This is a genomic window from Thalassovita sp. (genome assembly GCF_034670005.1).
Classification (GTDB): domain Bacteria; phylum Pseudomonadota; class Alphaproteobacteria; order Rhodobacterales; family Rhodobacteraceae; genus Thalassobius.
Genome location: NZ_JAXMOH010000016.1, coordinates 1 through 15079, shown reverse-complemented (window position 1 = coordinate 15079; position 15079 = coordinate 1). Strand labels below are relative to the sequence as shown.

Here is a 15079-nt window from a genome sequence, read left to right as displayed (position 1 = left end):
GTCAAAGCCGCGCCTCGACCTGTTGCTGTACATCTGCCGCGACGGCGTCGATTGCGCGGGCGCCGTCGATGGTGAGGAAACGATCGGGGAATTCCTGTGCCAAGGCAAGGAAACCGGCGCGCATCTTTTCCTGCAAATCGGCGCCGAAGGCTTCGAACCGCACATCCTTGCCCTGACGCGACAATGCCCGGTCCAGCCCGGTGGCCGGGTCCATGTCGATCAGCACGGTCACGTCGGGTTCGCGCCCGATCATCAGCGCGTGCAACTGATCCACCACCGCGCGCAGATCGCCGCGACTGAGCCCCTGATACATCCGGGTGCTGTCGGCAAAGCGGTCACAGATGACGATCTTGCCCGCATCGAGAGCGGGTTGAATGGTACGTTCGAGGTGATCGCGCCGCGCCGCAGTGAACAGCAAAATCTCGGTTTCCGCCGACCAGCGGTCGGGATCGCCCTGCAGCACCAATGCGCGGATTTCCTCGGCCCCCGGGGACCCGCCAGGTTCGCGGGTCAATACCACGTCACGGCCCTTGGCGCGCAATGCGTCAGCCAGCAGGCGGGCCTGAGTGGATTTCCCGGACCCGTCAATGCCTTCGAAACTGATAAAGGTTCCGGTCCCGCTCAAGTGCCCTCGGGTCCTTCTTGCAACCGGTGCAGCAGCGTGATCGCCGCCGTTTTTATCCGGGTGAGGAATCCGCCCGCAGCGATATTGCGGTCGGCTACCAACGGAAATGCGGTTTCATCCAACCCTTCGGGTTTCAGGATCAGCTTGGCGATTTCCTGACCCTTGGCGATGGGGGCTTCAATCGGGCTATTGTAAACCACTTCGGCCCCGATGGCGTCGCCGCTCAGCACCGGCAGCAGCGCGTTCAGATCCTCGGACGCGGTCAGCCCGACACTGGATTCGCGCCCCATCCAGACATCGGCTTCGGCGATCACGGTTCCGGCTTTGGCGATCGGGCGGAGAGTAAATTGGCGAAAGGCCCAGTTGACGATAGACTCGGATTCCTCGGCCCGCGCCTTGGCGCTGTCGAGCCCTGAAATCACGAAAACAATGCGGCGGTCGCCTTGTTTCGCAGATCCGACCAGACCGTATCCGGCTTCCGAGGTATGGCCGGTCTTCATTCCGTCGGCCCCGATTCCCAGACCCAGCAGCGGATTGCGATTGTGCACATTCTGCGGCGCTCGGCCGTCAAAGGCGAATTCGCGTTCGGAAAACAGGGAATAATACTGCGGGAAATCCTGAATCAAGTGGGTTGCCAGCAGCGCCAGATCGCGGGTCGACATGCGATGACCGGCGGCGGGCCAGCCATTGGCATTGGCAAAGGTCGAATTGGTCATCCCCAGTTTCTGTGCCCGCTGGGTCAGGTAACGGGCAAATCCGGCTTCGGTCCCGTCCGGCGACAGCGCCTCTGCAATCACCACGCAGGCATCATTGCCCGACAGCACGATGATGCCGCGCAACAGGTCTTCGACCCGCACCCGGTCGGTGGTGTCCAGAAACATGGTCGATCCGCCATAGCTCATCGCATGTTGCGACACCGGCAGCTTTTCATCCAGCGTCAGCCGGCCATCGCCCAAGGCTTCGAACGCAACGTAAAGCGTCATCAGCTTGGACATTGATGCCGGCGGCAGCGGGGTATCGGCATCCTTGTTCAACAGAACTGTGCCGGTACTGAGATCCACCACAAAGGCAGATCTTGCATTGGTACTGAACGCCGCCACCGGCAGCGACAGCATCAGCACTGCCATACATGCGATCAAAACAGTTCGGATCAGGCCAAACATCCGGGTCCTCTTTCCAGTTGGATCAGTTGCTGACGGCGTAAGCGTCGGTGAAACCGCTCTTCTTGATCTGTTCCAGCAGCGCACCGCGTTCGGATGCCGATGTCGCCGGTCCGACCAATACCCGCCAATAGGTTTTGCCTTTCAGGCTGGATTCCTTGATCGTCGGAATCATGCCAGCGCGTTTCATTGTCGCCGCGGCGTTTTTGGCATTGGCTTCGACCGAGAAGATACCGATCTGCAAATACGGCTTGGACAGGGTTGACGCTTTCGGCTTGGGCGCCGGTTTTGGCGCCGCTGCGGGTGTTGCTGCCGGCTCGGCGGCTTCGGCCTTTGCGATGGCAGCACTGGCGGCGCTGACCGGGTCCAGCGGCTTGGATTCGATTTCGGCAGGCGCGGCCATGGCTTCGGGGGCGATTTCAGGGGCCGGAACCGGCGGTTCTTCGGCGACTTCTTCGCGGCGCAGTGCGGTCACGCTCAGTTCCACCGGTTTGCCCGCCAGCATGTTCAAGGCGGCAGCGGCATCCGACGACACCTGGAATCGCGGCCCGGGAATTTCCCGTTCGCGCCGGAACAGCGCGCCGATGACGAATTTGCCGTTGGCGTCGTTGCGGATGATCACCCGTTCGGGATCTGTCACATCGGGATGCGCCACCCAAACGCCACCCAGCGACGGCCGCCCGTCCCAGAGCCCGGCTTCGGATTTCTGAAACACCTCCGGCGCTTCGATATCGCGCTCGATCAGCTTGACCGACCGGGCAGGGGCCACATCGGCTTCGGCCTGGGGTTTTTTCTGAAACAGGTTGAAATTCGCACCGTCTTCACAGCCGCTCAGTCCAATGGCCAGACCGGCAATGACAAGTCCCTGTTTCAGACGGGTGAAATTCAATTCTCGATCAGTCATCAAGACCATATCCGTCTCTCGCCTTTTTCCCGCGCCGGGCGACCATTTGCCGGTTTTCCGGTCTGACTTCCTGGTCGGCGGCGCATACCTCGAGCGAAGCTTAACCGCAACTGCGCCACAAGGAAAGCAAATGGAACCCGGTCGGCGGATTTTCCCTTCCAAGAAGACTTTAAGAATCAATACGACCTGTTTACATCGGTCTGGTCGGAGGAGTGGCAGAGTGGTTGAATGCACCGGTCTTGAAAACCGACGTAGGTGAAAGTCTACCGTGGGTTCGAATCCCACCTCCTCCGCCATAATCCAATTTTGTTAAATTTGAATGGGCCGCTTTGAGTGACCTTTTTCTTTGTTTTTATTGTAATTATTCCGCGTGTAGCTTTTTGTTGAGTTTCTTTCGGTTTGATCTATTTTCGTTCCTTGAGTGGTATGAAATGTGGTGTGAATGCGATGGCCCTTTCTGGCAAGCTGACCAAGAAGCTGGTGGAGAATCTCGGCGCTGGACGCCATGGGGACGGCAACGGCTTGTATCTTGTTGTCGATCCATCCGGGGCGCGGCGCTGGATTGTGCGTGTGGTGGTCAAAGGCCAGAAGAATAAAAAGGGTGGTCCGCTGCGAACAGATTTTGGTTTGGGCAGCGCAGATCTTGTGACCCTTAATCAGGCACGTGAGCGTGCGCTCGAATACCGGCGCATGGCAAAACAAGGTCTGAACCCACGGTTCAATGCGCAACGGGAGGTGCCGACCTTCGAGGAGGTCGCTCAGCAGGTGCATATCGACCGCATGCCCACCTGGAAGAATGCCAAACATGGGCGGCAGTGGATCAACACTCTGCGCGACTACGCTTTCCCCAAGATCGGGCGCATGCCGATCGACAGCATTGGTCAGCCTGAGGTCATGATGTGTCTTGCACCGATCTGGACTGAGAAACACGAAACCGCCAGGCGATTGGCCCAGCGGATCAAGATCGTTCTGGATGTGGCGCGCTCCAAGGGGTTTCGTTCTGGGGAAAACCCCGTCACCGTGGTCAAGGACTCACATGCCCTGCCCAGGGTCAAGGCCAAGCCAAAGCACCACAAGGCGATGCGTTGGCAGGACGTGCCTTCCTTCTATGCCGATCTTCGCGGGCGTAAGGCGATGGCCGCGAAAGCTTTGATGTTCACCTGCCTGTCCGGATCACGCACTGGCGAAGTGCTGGGGATGCGCTGGGAGGAGATTGATTTCGATAACCAGCTATGGGTCTGTCCCGCTAACCGCATGAAGACTGGGGAAGAGCACCGGGTACCGCTTACGGAGGAGATGCTTTCGATCATTGAGCCGCTGAAGGCGATGCGGTCGGAATATGTGTTCGAAGGCCAGAAACGGCATCGACCTTTGTCCAACATGGCGATGCTGATGTTGTTGCGCCGCATGAATGCAGAAGGTTTGACCGTGCATGGGTTTAGATCGACGTTTCGGGATTGGGCGGCGGAGGTCGCAAACGTGCCGCGCGAGGTGGCCGAGAAAAGCCTGGCCCATGCAGTGGGCAATGACGTGGAACGGGCCTATGCCCGCTCCGACCTTCTGGAAAAGCGCCGTGCATTGATGAGCGATTGGTCTCAATACGTTGCATCCGGTCGTGCGGTGGAGACCGAGTAATGCACAGGGTGTCGATCAACGAACAGGAGCTGTTTTTTCTGGAACTCTTTCGCATCGCCCTGAGTGCTGAGACCCTCGAGGATAGGCTGACGGCGATCCGCAGCGTTAAGCATGAGGTGATTGCGGCACGGTTGAAGAGCTTGTCGGAAGGCAGGTCTTCGGGGTGGCAAGAAGACCCGGCAAACCGGGAACTCGTGGAATGGGTGGCGAAGACAGCCGGTGAGCGTGAAGACGGCATTTACGAGTTCTCGCGGGTCTCGAGGCGATATGAAGACAGGACCGAACGCAGGCTGAACGTTGCCGAGCATGTCGGAAAGATGATCGGTCTGTCGATCGAAGATGGAAAATTTGAAGGCGTTCAGACGGATAGCGGGATCCTGTACCAGCTCACCGAGGTCAGCAAGGAGCACAATATCAGGGGTGCGAAAGACAAGGATACGGTTCGAAAGAGCTGGGGCTGTTATCGCGGCGTGGTTCATCTGGGGATGGCAATGGACTTTTGTGAGGATCTGTCCGCGTCTCCGGCCGAGGTGCTTCTTATGGCTGAGCATTTTCGCCGCAGGCTTTCACAAATGTGCCCGAAGGGTACTTCCACCCCCTATGTGTCGCCAGAAGAGCAAATTTCTTTTGTATATGAATCAAGTATTTACGGTCCCCGATTTCAAAATCGGGGACTGCCTTTCTACGTGAGCGGCTGAGCATCTGACCACTGCAAATTCAACGCAGTGGAAAGAACTTCAAAGATGCCCAAACTCTTCGAAGATGATCGCAGCTACCTGCTTGGCGATCCTGAACTCGACATCATCGGTGATCGTCAGAAACTGGCGCAGTGGCGCCATAAGATGAAAGGCCCGGCCTTCTACCGTCTGGGTCGCAAGATCATCTATCGCGGTTCTGATCTGAACGCCTGGTTGGCGGCCAACCGCGTTGATCCCGAGAAGCTGGGGTAACGACGATGGGCCGCTCCAAAATTGATCCGCAGGGCGCTGTTCGGGACATGTTTGGCGAAGCCCAGCAGGCGGATCCGCCGCCGCAAGTCGCTAAGCTCCAGAAGCGTAAGCCCGCGCGCAAGAAACGTCCTGACGTCACTGACGCGGCGTCCAAGTTCCTGACCGTGGATGAGGTTGCACAGCGCTATCGTGTTGGAAAGGCGACGGTGTGGCGCTGGGTGAAAAACGATCCTAACTTCCCTGAGCCGATCAAGCTTTCCGCCGGGACGAGCCGCTGGAGTGAGGAGCAACTCCGTACGTTTGAACGCCATGCCGCCAAGCGTAGCGTGAGCAAAGCCAAGGGCCAAGCAGGCGTCTCTGGTGCTAGGGTAGGCAAGGGAGCAGCCAAATGAGCCGCTCCTACAAGAACATCCGTCCGAAGAAGGATTGGGTATACACGACGGAAGGCCTTTCCAAGCTCTACAGAGTATCCCCCAACACGGTGTCGAACTGGGTGAAGGACGGCTTGCGGAGATCCGACAACGGCGTTCCCTACATGTTCAATGGCGCTGAAGTGAAGCGTTTCCATGAGCACCGGCGTGCAGAGAGCAATGTCAAATTGCGTCTTGGTCAGTTCAAATGCTTCTCCTGCAAAGGGCGGGTGTTTCCGGATCCCCAATCCCTCAGCCAAGTCTGTTCGAAGGATGGAAAATTCAGCATCTGGGGCTTGTGTCCTGACTGCGGTGGTGCGCTTTCGAAGCGAGTGACTGAGACGGATCACGACAGGATAATGAACTGCGTCGATACCAATACGAGCTTGGCCTCGTTAGACGAAGGAAACGAGCAAATCCTAGTTGGTATTGGGAAGGAGCGCCATACTGACTCTCAGGTCCTGAACAAAGTGAATGACCGCATCCTGCATGAGTGGCTTCAGTTCGCAGGTTGCTGGGATCAGAAAACCATCTCGGCCAAGCTGGCGACTATCCGGTTGTTTGAGGATTTTTGCGGTGGAAAGGCCTTTTCGAAGCTCAGCAAGGAGGATGTCGTCGGCTTCCGCGACACTCTCAAAGCGAGCGTTGAGGTGATCAATGACAAGCCCCTCAGCATCTCAACCGTTCGCCATCGCGCGTCTCATCTCAAGTCGTTTCTGGAGTGGCTGATTGAGCAAAAGGGATACCAGGGCCTCAACAAGTCTCTGCCTGGTTATCTTGCCCTACCCAAGAAGTTCGATGCTGCGGTTTTGAGCGAACGGGAGCGCGACATCCCGTCTGTATCGGAGGCTGTTGAGATGATCGAAGGAATGCCTGCTTGGACCCTGAAAGAGCGTCGGGATCGTGCTATGGTGGCCATCGCGTTCCTGGCGGCTTTGCGGGCCGATACTGTCACTTCCTTGCGGGTCAAACATCTTGATCGGTCGGCCCGGGTTGTCGTGCAGGACGCAAAATCCTCCCGCACGAAAAACGGTAAAAGCCTGCGGGTCAAATTCTTCCCGCTACCCGAGATATTTGCCAAGGTCGTGTGTGATTGGAAGGGGGAGTTGCTCGGCCTTGGGTTCTCTGGCGAGGATGCGATGTTCCCCGAGGAGCGTTTCCTCGCAGTGCGTGGGTCTTCTGTTCAGGGCAGGAGCGTCCCCGTTATGGCATCAACGCATGCAATCTCTCAAGCATTTGAGGTCGCCTCGAAGCCGCTGGAGAAACAGATCACGCCGCATGCAGCGAAGCACTGTATTGGCTGCCTTAGCTTGGAGGTCTGCAAGACGCCCGATGAGCACAAAGCCTGGTCTATGAACATGGGGCATGAAAGTGAGGAAGTGACCGACCAATACAAGAAAAACCTTCGCTCTTATAAAAATCTGTTCGAGGAGCGTTTGGTCGAGATTTTTGAGCGGTTTGATCAAGCGGGCGAAAATGAGAGCGAGATCGGGATCGGGATCGACGATAAAGAACTGATGCTGGGCTACTTGCTGCGAGATTTCATGCCAGGGACGGCGGAGTATGAGCGGGGCGAGGACTTAGTGGATGAACACCGAGAGCGTCAGAAAGCAAAGAAGCGTAAGGCAATTTGTAAAGAAACTTACGCTGATGGTGACGACGACCTCATCGAATAGTTCGACATTGCCAGTCAGGGCATCGCTGATGCGATCAGCTTGTCCGTGGCCATCGACAACGCGCTCAAGCTTGCTACGATACGCAACAACTCAGAGGAGGCCGCCTGATGGGGTTGCGTTTCATTTTCATGCTCACCCGCAACGACAAGACTGTCACCGATGCCATGACGCACCTGGAAACGGCGCTGTCACTGGGCGTGCGCCACATCGGATTCAAGGATGTCGGTCTGCCGGTCGAGGAGTTGAAAGCGCTGAACAAGGCGATTCAGGCCAAGGGGGCTACGTCCTATCTCGAAGTCGTCTCGCTCGATCGGGATAGCGAAGTTGCATCGGCACGCGCGGCGGTCGAGATAGGTATGGATATCCTTCTCGGCGGCACGCGTGTCGATGATGTTCTGCCGGTGCTGGCGGGCAGCGGGCTCGAATATTACCCCTTCCCTGGAAAAATCACCGGGCATCCGAGTGTGCTGGAAGGCACCATCGAGGAGATCGTAGCGAACGCACGGGATCTTGCCTCCCGGAATGGCGTGCATGGCCTTGATCTACTCGCCTATCGTTCACCGGATCAGAACGTGCCTGAGTTGATCGAGGCAGTCTGCGACGCCGCAGGCAAGCCTGTTATCGTCGCGGGCTCCATCGCGGATAAGGATCGCATCGCCGCCGTTCACGGGGCCGGAGCGGCCGGATTCACCATCGGCACGGCTGCGCTGGACGAGGAATACCCGGCCGACGGCAGAGGACTGGAAGCCCAACTCACCGCTATTCTTCGGGATGTTGCCAATCTCAACGGGCATCTGTCGCCCTTTGGAAAGAAAGGGCTCGATGCGGCCTTTACTACGCTTTCGGAAACCTGGTCGCCGCGTGTCGCCGGTCAGGTGAACAACATGCAAATCAAGCTCGCGAAACTTGAAGGAGCCTCCACCTGGCATTTCCACGAACATGACGATGAGCTTTTTCTTGTCCATGACGGGCGACTTCTGATGCGGTTCCGTGACCGTGAGGAGGTGATCGAAGCAGGCGAGTTTATCGTCGTCCCGCATGGCGTCGAGCATTGCCCCGTCGCGCTCACAGAAACCTGCGAGGTGGTTCTGCTGGCGCCTGCCACAGGCGTGAACACCGGCACCGCTATCGATAAGCATCGCGTGGGGGAACTGGCGATCGTTTGAACTATTGAACGGAAGCACCGACAGGGACGGAAGCATTATGCGCCACGTATTCTTTGCCATCGGCATCCAAAAGGCGGTCAAAGGTGACGCGGACATAGCAGCCGTTTAAACAACTTGCAGAATCTTCCACAAAGGGCTTGAAGCCGCCCTTCGCTGCAGCATGTGCCAAAGGCAGCAATGCGCTGGGTACCGCCTTTGAAAAGGCGAGGTCACCGAGCGGGGCTGAATGGTGCTTCCGGCCCATTGCTGCCGTTCATCGGGTCATCCCTTACTGCAATGCAGCTTCACCGAACCGGACTTTCGCCGCAGGTGCGTGATCAAAGCTGGGTCAAAGGGCCGGTGTGCGGGACGAAGCTGCCGTTAGAAAGATCAACTTCAGTTTCAGCGCTTCGATCATCGCTGCATGCCCGCGCGCGTCTTTCGGTTTCTATTTTAATTTAGATCGGCTTGCCGCACTGAACCTGAAACGGGAGAAAACATTACTGTTGCGCGGTCTGCACCTTGGCCTCCTATCAGAAAGGATGTACAGACGATTTTCCGGTCGCAGCCTACCCGGATAACAAAACAAGGGTCATAAAATGAAGACTATCGTCATCTGCTCCGGCGGGCTCGATTCTGTTTCACTCGCGCACATGGTTGCGCAAGAACGACAGCTGACCCGCCTTGTGTCTTTCGACTATGGACAACGTCACCGCAAGGAACTGGACTACGCAACCCTGTGTGCAAAGCGGCTGGATGTACCTCATGACATTATCGATCTGCGCGGTATCGGTGCGGCACTGACAGGATCGGCTTTGACCGATGATATCGACGTCCCCGACGGGCATTATGCCGAAGAAAGCATGCGCATCACCGTCGTGCCAAACCGCAACGCCATCATGCTGGCCGTGGCCTTTGGTGTGGCGGCGGCACAGGGCGACCGGGCCGTGGCAGCCGCAGTCCATGGCGGCGACCATTTTATCTATCCCGACTGCCGTCCCGCCTTTACGCAGGCGTTCGAAGCTATGCAAAAGGCGGCGCTGGATGGCTATGCAGATGTGTCGCTCTACACGCCTTTCGTGCATCGGACCAAAGCTGACATCGTCACGGATGGCGCGCGCTATAACACGCCCTTCGCAGAAACGTGGTCCTGTTACAAAGGTGGCAAGACTCATTGCGGGTGTTGCGGCACCTGTGTCGAGCGGCGCGAAGCCTTTCATTTGGCAAATGTTGCCGATCCCACAACATACGCAGATCCGGATTATTGGATCGCTGCAATCGCAAGAAAGGACCGTGGCTGATGTATCGGATTACAAAAGAATTCCACTTTTCGGCCTCGCACCAACTCTCTTACCTGCCCGACGACCATCAATGCGCAAGGCTGCACGGTCACAACTATGTCGTCGTTGTTGAATTAGCATCGGCCTCATTAGATCCTGACGGATTTGTACGCGACTACGGCGAGCTAAAACTGCTTAAGACTTATATCGACGACACGTTCGACCATCGCCATCTCAATGACGTCATGTGCGAGGCCTCGACCGGCGAAAATATGGCGCGGCATTTCTATGAATGGTGTGTCGCGCGCTGGCCTGAAACCAGCGCCGTTAAAGTCAGCGAAACGCCCAAGACATGGGCGGAATACCGGCCATGAGCCAATTGCGTATTGCTGAAATATTCGGGCCGACGATCCAAGGCGAAGGGGCGCTGATTGGAGAGCCCACCGTCTTTGTGCGCACCGGTGGCTGTGATTATCGCTGCGCATGGTGCGATAGCCTGCATGCCGTCGATACGGCCCATCGCCACACTTGGGTTGCAATGTCCACGGATGCCGTTTGGACAGAAGTCCAGCGCCTGTCCAAGGGCAATCCGTTGACGGTGTCTTTGTCCGGCGGCAACCCGGCCATCCAGGATTTCACGCAACTGATTGCGCTTGGCCACGCGCAGGGCTACCGCTTTGCATGCGAAACCCAAGGGTCGATTGCAAAGTCTTGGTTCGGCGACCTCGACACTCTGGTACTAAGCCCCAAGCCGCCCTCCAGCACAGAAAACGTCGATTGGGCGGCCTTTGATACCTGCCTGCTGGTCGCAAAAGGTGCAGGCAAGATCGTTATGAAAATCGTGATCTTCGACGATGCGGACTATGCTTGGGCACGCGCAGCAGCTGAGAAATACCCTGACTTGCCGCTCTACCTTCAGCCCGGAAACCTCAAGGTCGATCCTGCCGTCGCAGTCGATCCGCAAATACTGGCCGATAAACTGCTGTGGCTGGTCGAAAAGACAATTCAAGATAGCTGGTTTGCACCGCGGGTCTTGCCGCAATTGCATGTCCTGCTTTGGGGAAACAAGCGCGGGGTCTGACCCGTTCAAGGAGACTAGAGTGGAAACGATTTACAGTGACTTGAAACAGCTGGGCGGCCAGACCGATTTGCCGTCCTCCCCCGAAGAGGCGGTTCTGGAACGGGTGTCAAACCCGCAAGCCGACGTGGCCTATTGCGTACGCTTTACCGCTCCCGAGTTTACATCGCTATGCCCCATGACGAGCCAGCCCGATTTCGCACATTTGGTCATTGATTATGTACCGGGCGAGTTTCTCGTCGAGTCCAAATCGCTCAAACTTTTTCTGGGGTCATTTCGCAACCACGGCGCATTCCACGAAGATTGTACCATCTCGATTGCGCGGCGTTTGGTCGATCTTCTGAATCCGCAATGGCTGCGGATCGGTGGTTACTGGTATCCGCGCGGCGGAATCCCGATCGATGTTTTTTGGCAAACCGGGCCCATGCCAGAAGGTGTGTGGATCCCAGACCAAGGCGTGCCCCCCTATCGCGGCAGAGGGTAGCTTGGGCTCAAAGCAGTCATGCGGCGGCACGATCGGCCTTCCGTGTCCGCTCGACTCCACTGGTGTCGTTTCCGGCCCAAACCGGTCGTTCGGTGAGCGCGAATTTCGCTGCAGCGCAGCTATCACGAAGCTGACGTTCGTTAGGCTGCAGACTAGGGATTGACGCGCAGCAATCCGGAGGAAAATTGGGGTTTTTAGGTCCGCAATCTTGGCCTTAGCCTTGCATAGAGCTGCACCTGAGCTTGGTGCTCCAGCTCGACAACCAGCGCGAAGTTTTGTCGGATCTCCTGGTCCATAGCCCAGCCACCTACGCAACGCACTACCAGATGATACTCTTCGCCATATTGGGTTGTGTCGGCGGTAAACGAGATTGCGGCACTCTGGATTGTATTTTTGTCACGAGCGTTCTTCTTGGGCACCAATTCACAATCGTATTTTTTTGCCATCTCCGGTGGAACGGTCCCCTCCCCCACACGCGAGCGAAAGCGTTCGAAAACGTGATCGACCGGGCATCCCCGAATGAGGCGGAAATTCATGCGCGTACCGGTATACTCGGCGCGGGTTCTTTTCACCGGTGGATCATATGCCAGAGAAACTCGAATAGTTCGTTTCCCACCCGTCTGGAACTCAGCCGGTATCGGTACCCGATAGACTGCGAAATGGTCCATCTCCAGATTATCTTCGGCAAAGTAGACGACCCTGTGATCGTCCGAGAACGCTGCGCGTGAGGTATCCACAAGGCCATTTCCGTGGACTCTGGACTGGTCGCGCGCATAAAAACCCGCCAGCCGCTGAGTGGAAGCCTCTGGAACAGTCGCCGAGTTCGCCAAAAGTGCCTTGATCAGATTGGCTGAAACATCAGGAAAGCGCCTGACCAACTGCGCAGCTCTGTTCGCTAACATCGGCGCGGCGAAGGAGGTGCCGCTTTTGCTGGTAAGTAACTGTCGTAAGAAATCATGATTTGTTGTAATAAGACCTGCCGTTGGCAGATGCGGGGCTGTCTGCAAACGCCGCGCCACGGCGTCGAAAACCATTGTCCCGCCATAGTCGACGAAATCCGGTTTGGTCAGACCTCCGGCACCTGGTCCGGTGCGTGTGAAAGGCGCAGGTTCGTCTTGCTCGGCAATGGGCTGAATATGCGCATCAAACTCATGCTGTGGACCAATGCCGTTGGAATGTGCCAATGCACCAACCGTCACGATGTTCGCGCCCCCAGCGGGTTCACATACCCGGTTCGCGACTTCGAGCAGATAGTCCGGATATTGGGTCACGCCTTGTTCAACCGACGTGCCACCACGAGGAGACCGATTTCCCGCTGATACAAAGATCAGGATGTTCAGCTCACGCGCCAGCTCATCGAGTGTCATGGCCCAAGGGCCGACACGCCCCTGCTCAAAGTTCGCCTTCGTATCTCCCAGAGAAATAACAAAAATCCGGCAGCCATAGTTCGCATGCAGGTTCTGGATCGTTTGCCTCATCTGGGTCGGGAGCGTTCGGCGATCAAAAAACTTGCGGTCGTCCGTAACCACCTTCGCAGAAATTATCCTCGCCACACGTTGTAGAGACGCTCCGGCGAGCTGAGCCCTTACATCACCAAGCGCTGCAACACCGGCAACAGCCGTACCGTGCCCGGCAACATCTGACTCCCCGAGCTCATTCGGAAATGCCTCCCGCGCGACAATCGCATCCGCCAGAAACGGATGATCGTTGACACCCGTATCCAGCACCGCAACGAGTGGAAGATCGGGATCGAGCGGCGCGACAGGCGGCACATCATCCAGTGCAAACTGCACGATCTGATTGGCCTCGATATCCGGTTCGGGCGGGAGGTCAATGAACGCTACTTCAGGCACTGAGAGGACCGGCCTGATTGCCTGCCCGGGAGCATTGACGCGGATCATCGTGATCGAGGGCCCGGAATAGTGGTCATACACCTCACCGCCCCGCTCCTCGACAAATGCGATGATTTCTTCTGCTTTCCTGCGCCGCGCCGCCTGTGATCCAAATTCCCAAAGTTCGATATCGAGCACGTACTCTTGCCCGTCTTGAAAATCAGAGACCTCAGCAAAGCCGGCTTCTTTGATCCTGACACCGAGCCGATCGCACGGCTCCAATGTGCTTACACTGCCTATGCGGTTGATGAAGCCGGAGTAGCTCGGATGTTTTTGACCGGCAGGTGTTGGCCCTTCATAGGCATCGAGCCGACTGCGAAAATCGGTCAATTCATCAGTGGAGGAAAACAGAATGATATTGTTGTCATCATCTGTATTTAACAGGGTCAGCCCAAGCTGTTCCCAGTCGCCTTCCATGGCAAGTCCGTGCATATGGACCTTCAGGATCAGGGATGGATCGACAATTTGAGGGGGACGAATGGCGCGTTGTCGCGCGACGGCATCATCGGTTTCGCGCCGTATCTGCCCGCCATGACCTTTTCCCGGCTTCGGTACCGGAGGAGGCCTGCCGTCTTTTCTGCGGGCAAAAGGTTCCTTCGCTCTGATTAGTTGCAGATGATCATATTGCGCCAACTAGGGCCTCACTGGTTGTTCGAAAATTTTCTTAGTCGCATCCTGCGGCGTTCAGCGTAACGGATGGCATCGCGAAAGTCTTTCTTGGAAATGCTTTTTCGGCGATCAAGAAGAGAAATTTTCTTGGCTTGGTTGCAGATTTTTTCGAGCTCGGCATAGGAATAATCCGCAAGGCTCTGAACAAAATCCTCTGCTTCGAATTCCGTCTCGGTATTTTTCAGCGCATTGGCAAGGTATCTGCGCACCATTGCTTCATCGGGATGATCGAACCAGACAACTTCATCAAAGCGCCGCCAGATAGCGGGATCAAGATGAGCGTCCAAGTTGGTTGCTGCAATCAGAAAGCCGCCCGGCTGGATCTGGTCTATGAAGATCAGAAGGCTGTTGACCACGCGGCGAAGCTCGCTGTGATCATTGCCTTCTTCCCGCGACCGGGCGATCGCGTCAAATTCATCAAAGAACAAAACACACGGCTGACGGCGCGCAAACTCGAAGGTTTTGCGAATATTGGTGGCTGTCTCGCCAAGAAAGGATGAAATCAGGCTATCAAGTTTGACGTAGAAAAAAGGCAATCCGAGCTGTCCTGCAAAGACCTCTGCACACAGTGTTTTTCCCGTTCCCGGCGGCCCACAGAACAACAGCTTGGACCGCACCGGCAGCCCGTGTCGCTTGATCGTTTCAGACTTTCGGAATTCGTCCAGAAGCCCGGTGAACAACTCGATGTTTTCGTGTGTCAGGATGATGTCGTTGGGCGTATGAACTGGTTCAATCCGCTGGATGAAATCTCCAGCCTCGTCCGGGAACGGCAACAACGGAGAAAGGCCCTTGGCCTGCGGGCGCGTTGTTAGACCATCCAGTGTTTTGCGCAGCGACTTTGCCAAAACGCGGTTATTCTTGTTTTCTTCTTCGGCGATAATCTGTTCAACCACAGCACGGAAGTCGTCGTCGCGCCCGTAGCTCGACAACAGCTTCTTCATCAGTTCTCCACGAGCCATGCAACCACCTGTTTTTCGTGAAACTGTAGCGAAGTATTGCGACGAGCGCCACCGATTTTGACGCTTGATGTGAAGGACGCTGGGCGGAAATGGCACGATGCCAGGATGGGTTGGAGGTGCGACAAAACAGTTCGAGACCTTACTGCGAACGTCCGGGTTTCTCGGTCCGATTCACGATTTTGGCTGCCGCAGCGAAAGACTGCTTTCCGCCA

16 protein-coding genes and 1 tRNA gene are annotated in these 15079 nt (G+C 56.6%); 11 read left to right on the top strand and 6 right to left on the bottom strand.

Translation table 11 applies throughout. From position 1 onward, the window contains the following. Position 1: 1 nt before the first annotated feature. The 3 genes from tmk to VOI23_RS18390 are packed head-to-tail and all read right to left on the bottom strand — an operon-like array spanning position 2 to position 2698. Positions 2 to 625, bottom strand: coding sequence for a dTMP kinase (gene tmk, locus VOI23_RS18400; RefSeq protein ID WP_323786511.1), 624 nt, complete (start codon positions 623 to 625; stop codon positions 2 to 4). Continuing rightward, on the bottom strand, positions 622 to 1788 hold the full coding sequence (locus VOI23_RS18395; protein ID WP_323786510.1) for a D-alanyl-D-alanine carboxypeptidase family protein: 1167 nt from the start codon (positions 1786 to 1788) through the stop codon (positions 622 to 624). The genes tmk and VOI23_RS18395 overlap by 4 nt, the downstream gene beginning before the upstream one ends. A 22-nt stretch (positions 1789 to 1810) precedes the next feature. Further along, positions 1811 to 2698, bottom strand: coding sequence for an SPOR domain-containing protein (locus VOI23_RS18390; RefSeq protein ID WP_416376550.1), 888 nt, complete (start codon positions 2696 to 2698; stop codon positions 1811 to 1813). A gap of 197 nt (positions 2699 to 2895) precedes the next feature. Here VOI23_RS18390 and VOI23_RS18385 point away from each other — a divergent pair. From VOI23_RS18385 to VOI23_RS18355, 7 genes are all read left to right on the top strand, one after another. Then, positions 2896 to 2985, top strand: a tRNA-Ser gene (locus VOI23_RS18385). Between the two features lie 151 nt (positions 2986 to 3136). After that, a complete protein-coding gene (locus VOI23_RS18380; protein ID WP_323786536.1) occupies positions 3137 to 4324 on the top strand; it encodes a tyrosine-type recombinase/integrase in 1188 nt (395 codons plus the stop codon). Continuing rightward, positions 4324 to 5022: a hypothetical protein gene (locus VOI23_RS18375; RefSeq protein ID WP_323786508.1), complete on the top strand. Its 699-nt coding sequence runs from the start codon at positions 4324 to 4326 to the stop codon at positions 5020 to 5022. Before VOI23_RS18380 ends, VOI23_RS18375 begins: the two co-directional genes overlap by 1 nt. 45 nt (positions 5023 to 5067) lie before the next feature. Further along, positions 5068 to 5274, top strand: coding sequence for a MerR family transcriptional regulator (locus VOI23_RS18370; protein ID WP_323786507.1), 207 nt, complete (start codon positions 5068 to 5070; stop codon positions 5272 to 5274). 5 nt (positions 5275 to 5279) lie between these two features. Continuing rightward, positions 5280 to 5666: a hypothetical protein gene (locus tag VOI23_RS18365; protein WP_323786506.1), complete on the top strand. Its 387-nt coding sequence runs from the start codon at positions 5280 to 5282 to the stop codon at positions 5664 to 5666. After that, entirely contained in the window at positions 5663 to 7360 is a 1698-nt protein-coding gene (locus VOI23_RS18360) for a hypothetical protein (protein WP_323786505.1), read from the top strand. The genes VOI23_RS18365 and VOI23_RS18360 overlap by 4 nt, the downstream gene beginning before the upstream one ends. A 107-nt stretch (positions 7361 to 7467) precedes the next feature. After that, positions 7468 to 8526 (top strand): cupin domain-containing protein, encoded by a 1059-nt coding sequence (locus VOI23_RS18355; protein WP_323786503.1) that lies wholly within the window; start codon positions 7468 to 7470, stop codon positions 8524 to 8526. A 1-nt stretch (position 8527) separates the two neighbouring features. Here the strand turns inward: VOI23_RS18355 and VOI23_RS18350 are convergent, their stop codons facing one another. Further along, complete coding sequence (locus tag VOI23_RS18350) at positions 8528 to 8770, bottom strand: hypothetical protein (protein WP_323786502.1); 243 nt, start codon at positions 8768 to 8770, stop codon at positions 8528 to 8530. Between the two features lie 334 nt (positions 8771 to 9104). On the opposite strand from VOI23_RS18350, the gene queC reads away from it, so the two are divergent. From queC to queF, 4 genes are read left to right on the top strand one after another with little or no spacing between them, the layout of a single operon-like run. Further along, entirely contained in the window at positions 9105 to 9806 is a 702-nt protein-coding gene (queC, locus tag VOI23_RS18345) for a 7-cyano-7-deazaguanine synthase QueC (protein ID WP_323786500.1), read from the top strand. Beyond that, the gene (locus VOI23_RS18340; RefSeq protein WP_323786499.1) at positions 9806 to 10159 is read left to right on the top strand and encodes a 6-pyruvoyl tetrahydropterin synthase family protein; all 354 of its coding nucleotides are present in this window, start codon (positions 9806 to 9808) and stop codon (positions 10157 to 10159) included. The genes queC and VOI23_RS18340 overlap by 1 nt, the downstream gene beginning before the upstream one ends. Then, the gene (gene queE / locus VOI23_RS18335; protein ID WP_323786498.1) at positions 10156 to 10866 is read left to right on the top strand and encodes a 7-carboxy-7-deazaguanine synthase QueE; all 711 of its coding nucleotides are present in this window, start codon (positions 10156 to 10158) and stop codon (positions 10864 to 10866) included. Before VOI23_RS18340 ends, queE begins: the two co-directional genes overlap by 4 nt. 19 nt (positions 10867 to 10885) lie before the next feature. Next, positions 10886 to 11347: a preQ(1) synthase gene (queF, locus tag VOI23_RS18330; protein WP_323786497.1), complete on the top strand. Its 462-nt coding sequence runs from the start codon at positions 10886 to 10888 to the stop codon at positions 11345 to 11347. A gap of 194 nt (positions 11348 to 11541) precedes the next feature. On the opposite strand, the gene VOI23_RS18325 is transcribed toward queF, so the two are convergent. Both VOI23_RS18325 and VOI23_RS18320 read right to left on the bottom strand, forming a co-directional pair. Further along, positions 11542 to 13872, bottom strand: coding sequence for a S8 family peptidase (locus VOI23_RS18325; protein WP_323786496.1), 2331 nt, complete (start codon positions 13870 to 13872; stop codon positions 11542 to 11544). Positions 13873 to 13880: 8 nt separating this feature from the next. After that, a complete protein-coding gene (locus VOI23_RS18320; RefSeq protein WP_323786495.1) occupies positions 13881 to 14849 on the bottom strand; it encodes an ATP-binding protein in 969 nt (322 codons plus the stop codon). Between the last annotated feature and the right edge of the window lie 230 nt (positions 14850 to 15079).

What these genes read in the sequence shown, in the direction of transcription:
- VOI23_RS18355 (WP_323786503.1), top strand. Translation starts at nt 7,468, where the DNA reads ATGGGGTTGCGTTTCATTTTCATGCTCACCCGCAACGACAAGACTGTC.
- VOI23_RS18360 (WP_323786505.1), top strand. Translation starts at nt 5,663, where the DNA reads ATGAGCCGCTCCTACAAGAACATCCGTCCGAAGAAGGATTGGGTATAC.
- VOI23_RS18375 (WP_323786508.1), top strand. Translation starts at nt 4,324, where the DNA reads ATGCACAGGGTGTCGATCAACGAACAGGAGCTGTTTTTTCTGGAACTC.
- VOI23_RS18340 (WP_323786499.1), top strand. Translation starts at nt 9,806, where the DNA reads ATGTATCGGATTACAAAAGAATTCCACTTTTCGGCCTCGCACCAACTC.
- VOI23_RS18370 (WP_323786507.1), top strand. Translation starts at nt 5,068, where the DNA reads ATGCCCAAACTCTTCGAAGATGATCGCAGCTACCTGCTTGGCGATCCT.
- queC (WP_323786500.1), top strand. Translation starts at nt 9,105, where the DNA reads ATGAAGACTATCGTCATCTGCTCCGGCGGGCTCGATTCTGTTTCACTC.
- VOI23_RS18365 (WP_323786506.1), top strand. Translation starts at nt 5,280, where the DNA reads ATGGGCCGCTCCAAAATTGATCCGCAGGGCGCTGTTCGGGACATGTTT.
- queE (WP_323786498.1), top strand. Translation starts at nt 10,156, where the DNA reads ATGAGCCAATTGCGTATTGCTGAAATATTCGGGCCGACGATCCAAGGC.
- VOI23_RS18320 (WP_323786495.1), bottom strand. Translation starts at nt 14,849, where the DNA reads ATGAAGAAGCTGTTGTCGAGCTACGGGCGCGACGACGACTTCCGTGCT.
- VOI23_RS18390 (WP_416376550.1), bottom strand. Translation starts at nt 2,698, where the DNA reads ATGGTCTTGATGACTGATCGAGAATTGAATTTCACCCGTCTGAAACAG.
- VOI23_RS18380 (WP_323786536.1), top strand. Translation starts at nt 3,137, where the DNA reads ATGGCCCTTTCTGGCAAGCTGACCAAGAAGCTGGTGGAGAATCTCGGC.
- VOI23_RS18395 (WP_323786510.1), bottom strand. Translation starts at nt 1,788, where the DNA reads ATGTTTGGCCTGATCCGAACTGTTTTGATCGCATGTATGGCAGTGCTG.
- VOI23_RS18350 (WP_323786502.1), bottom strand. Translation starts at nt 8,770, where the DNA reads ATGGGCCGGAAGCACCATTCAGCCCCGCTCGGTGACCTCGCCTTTTCA.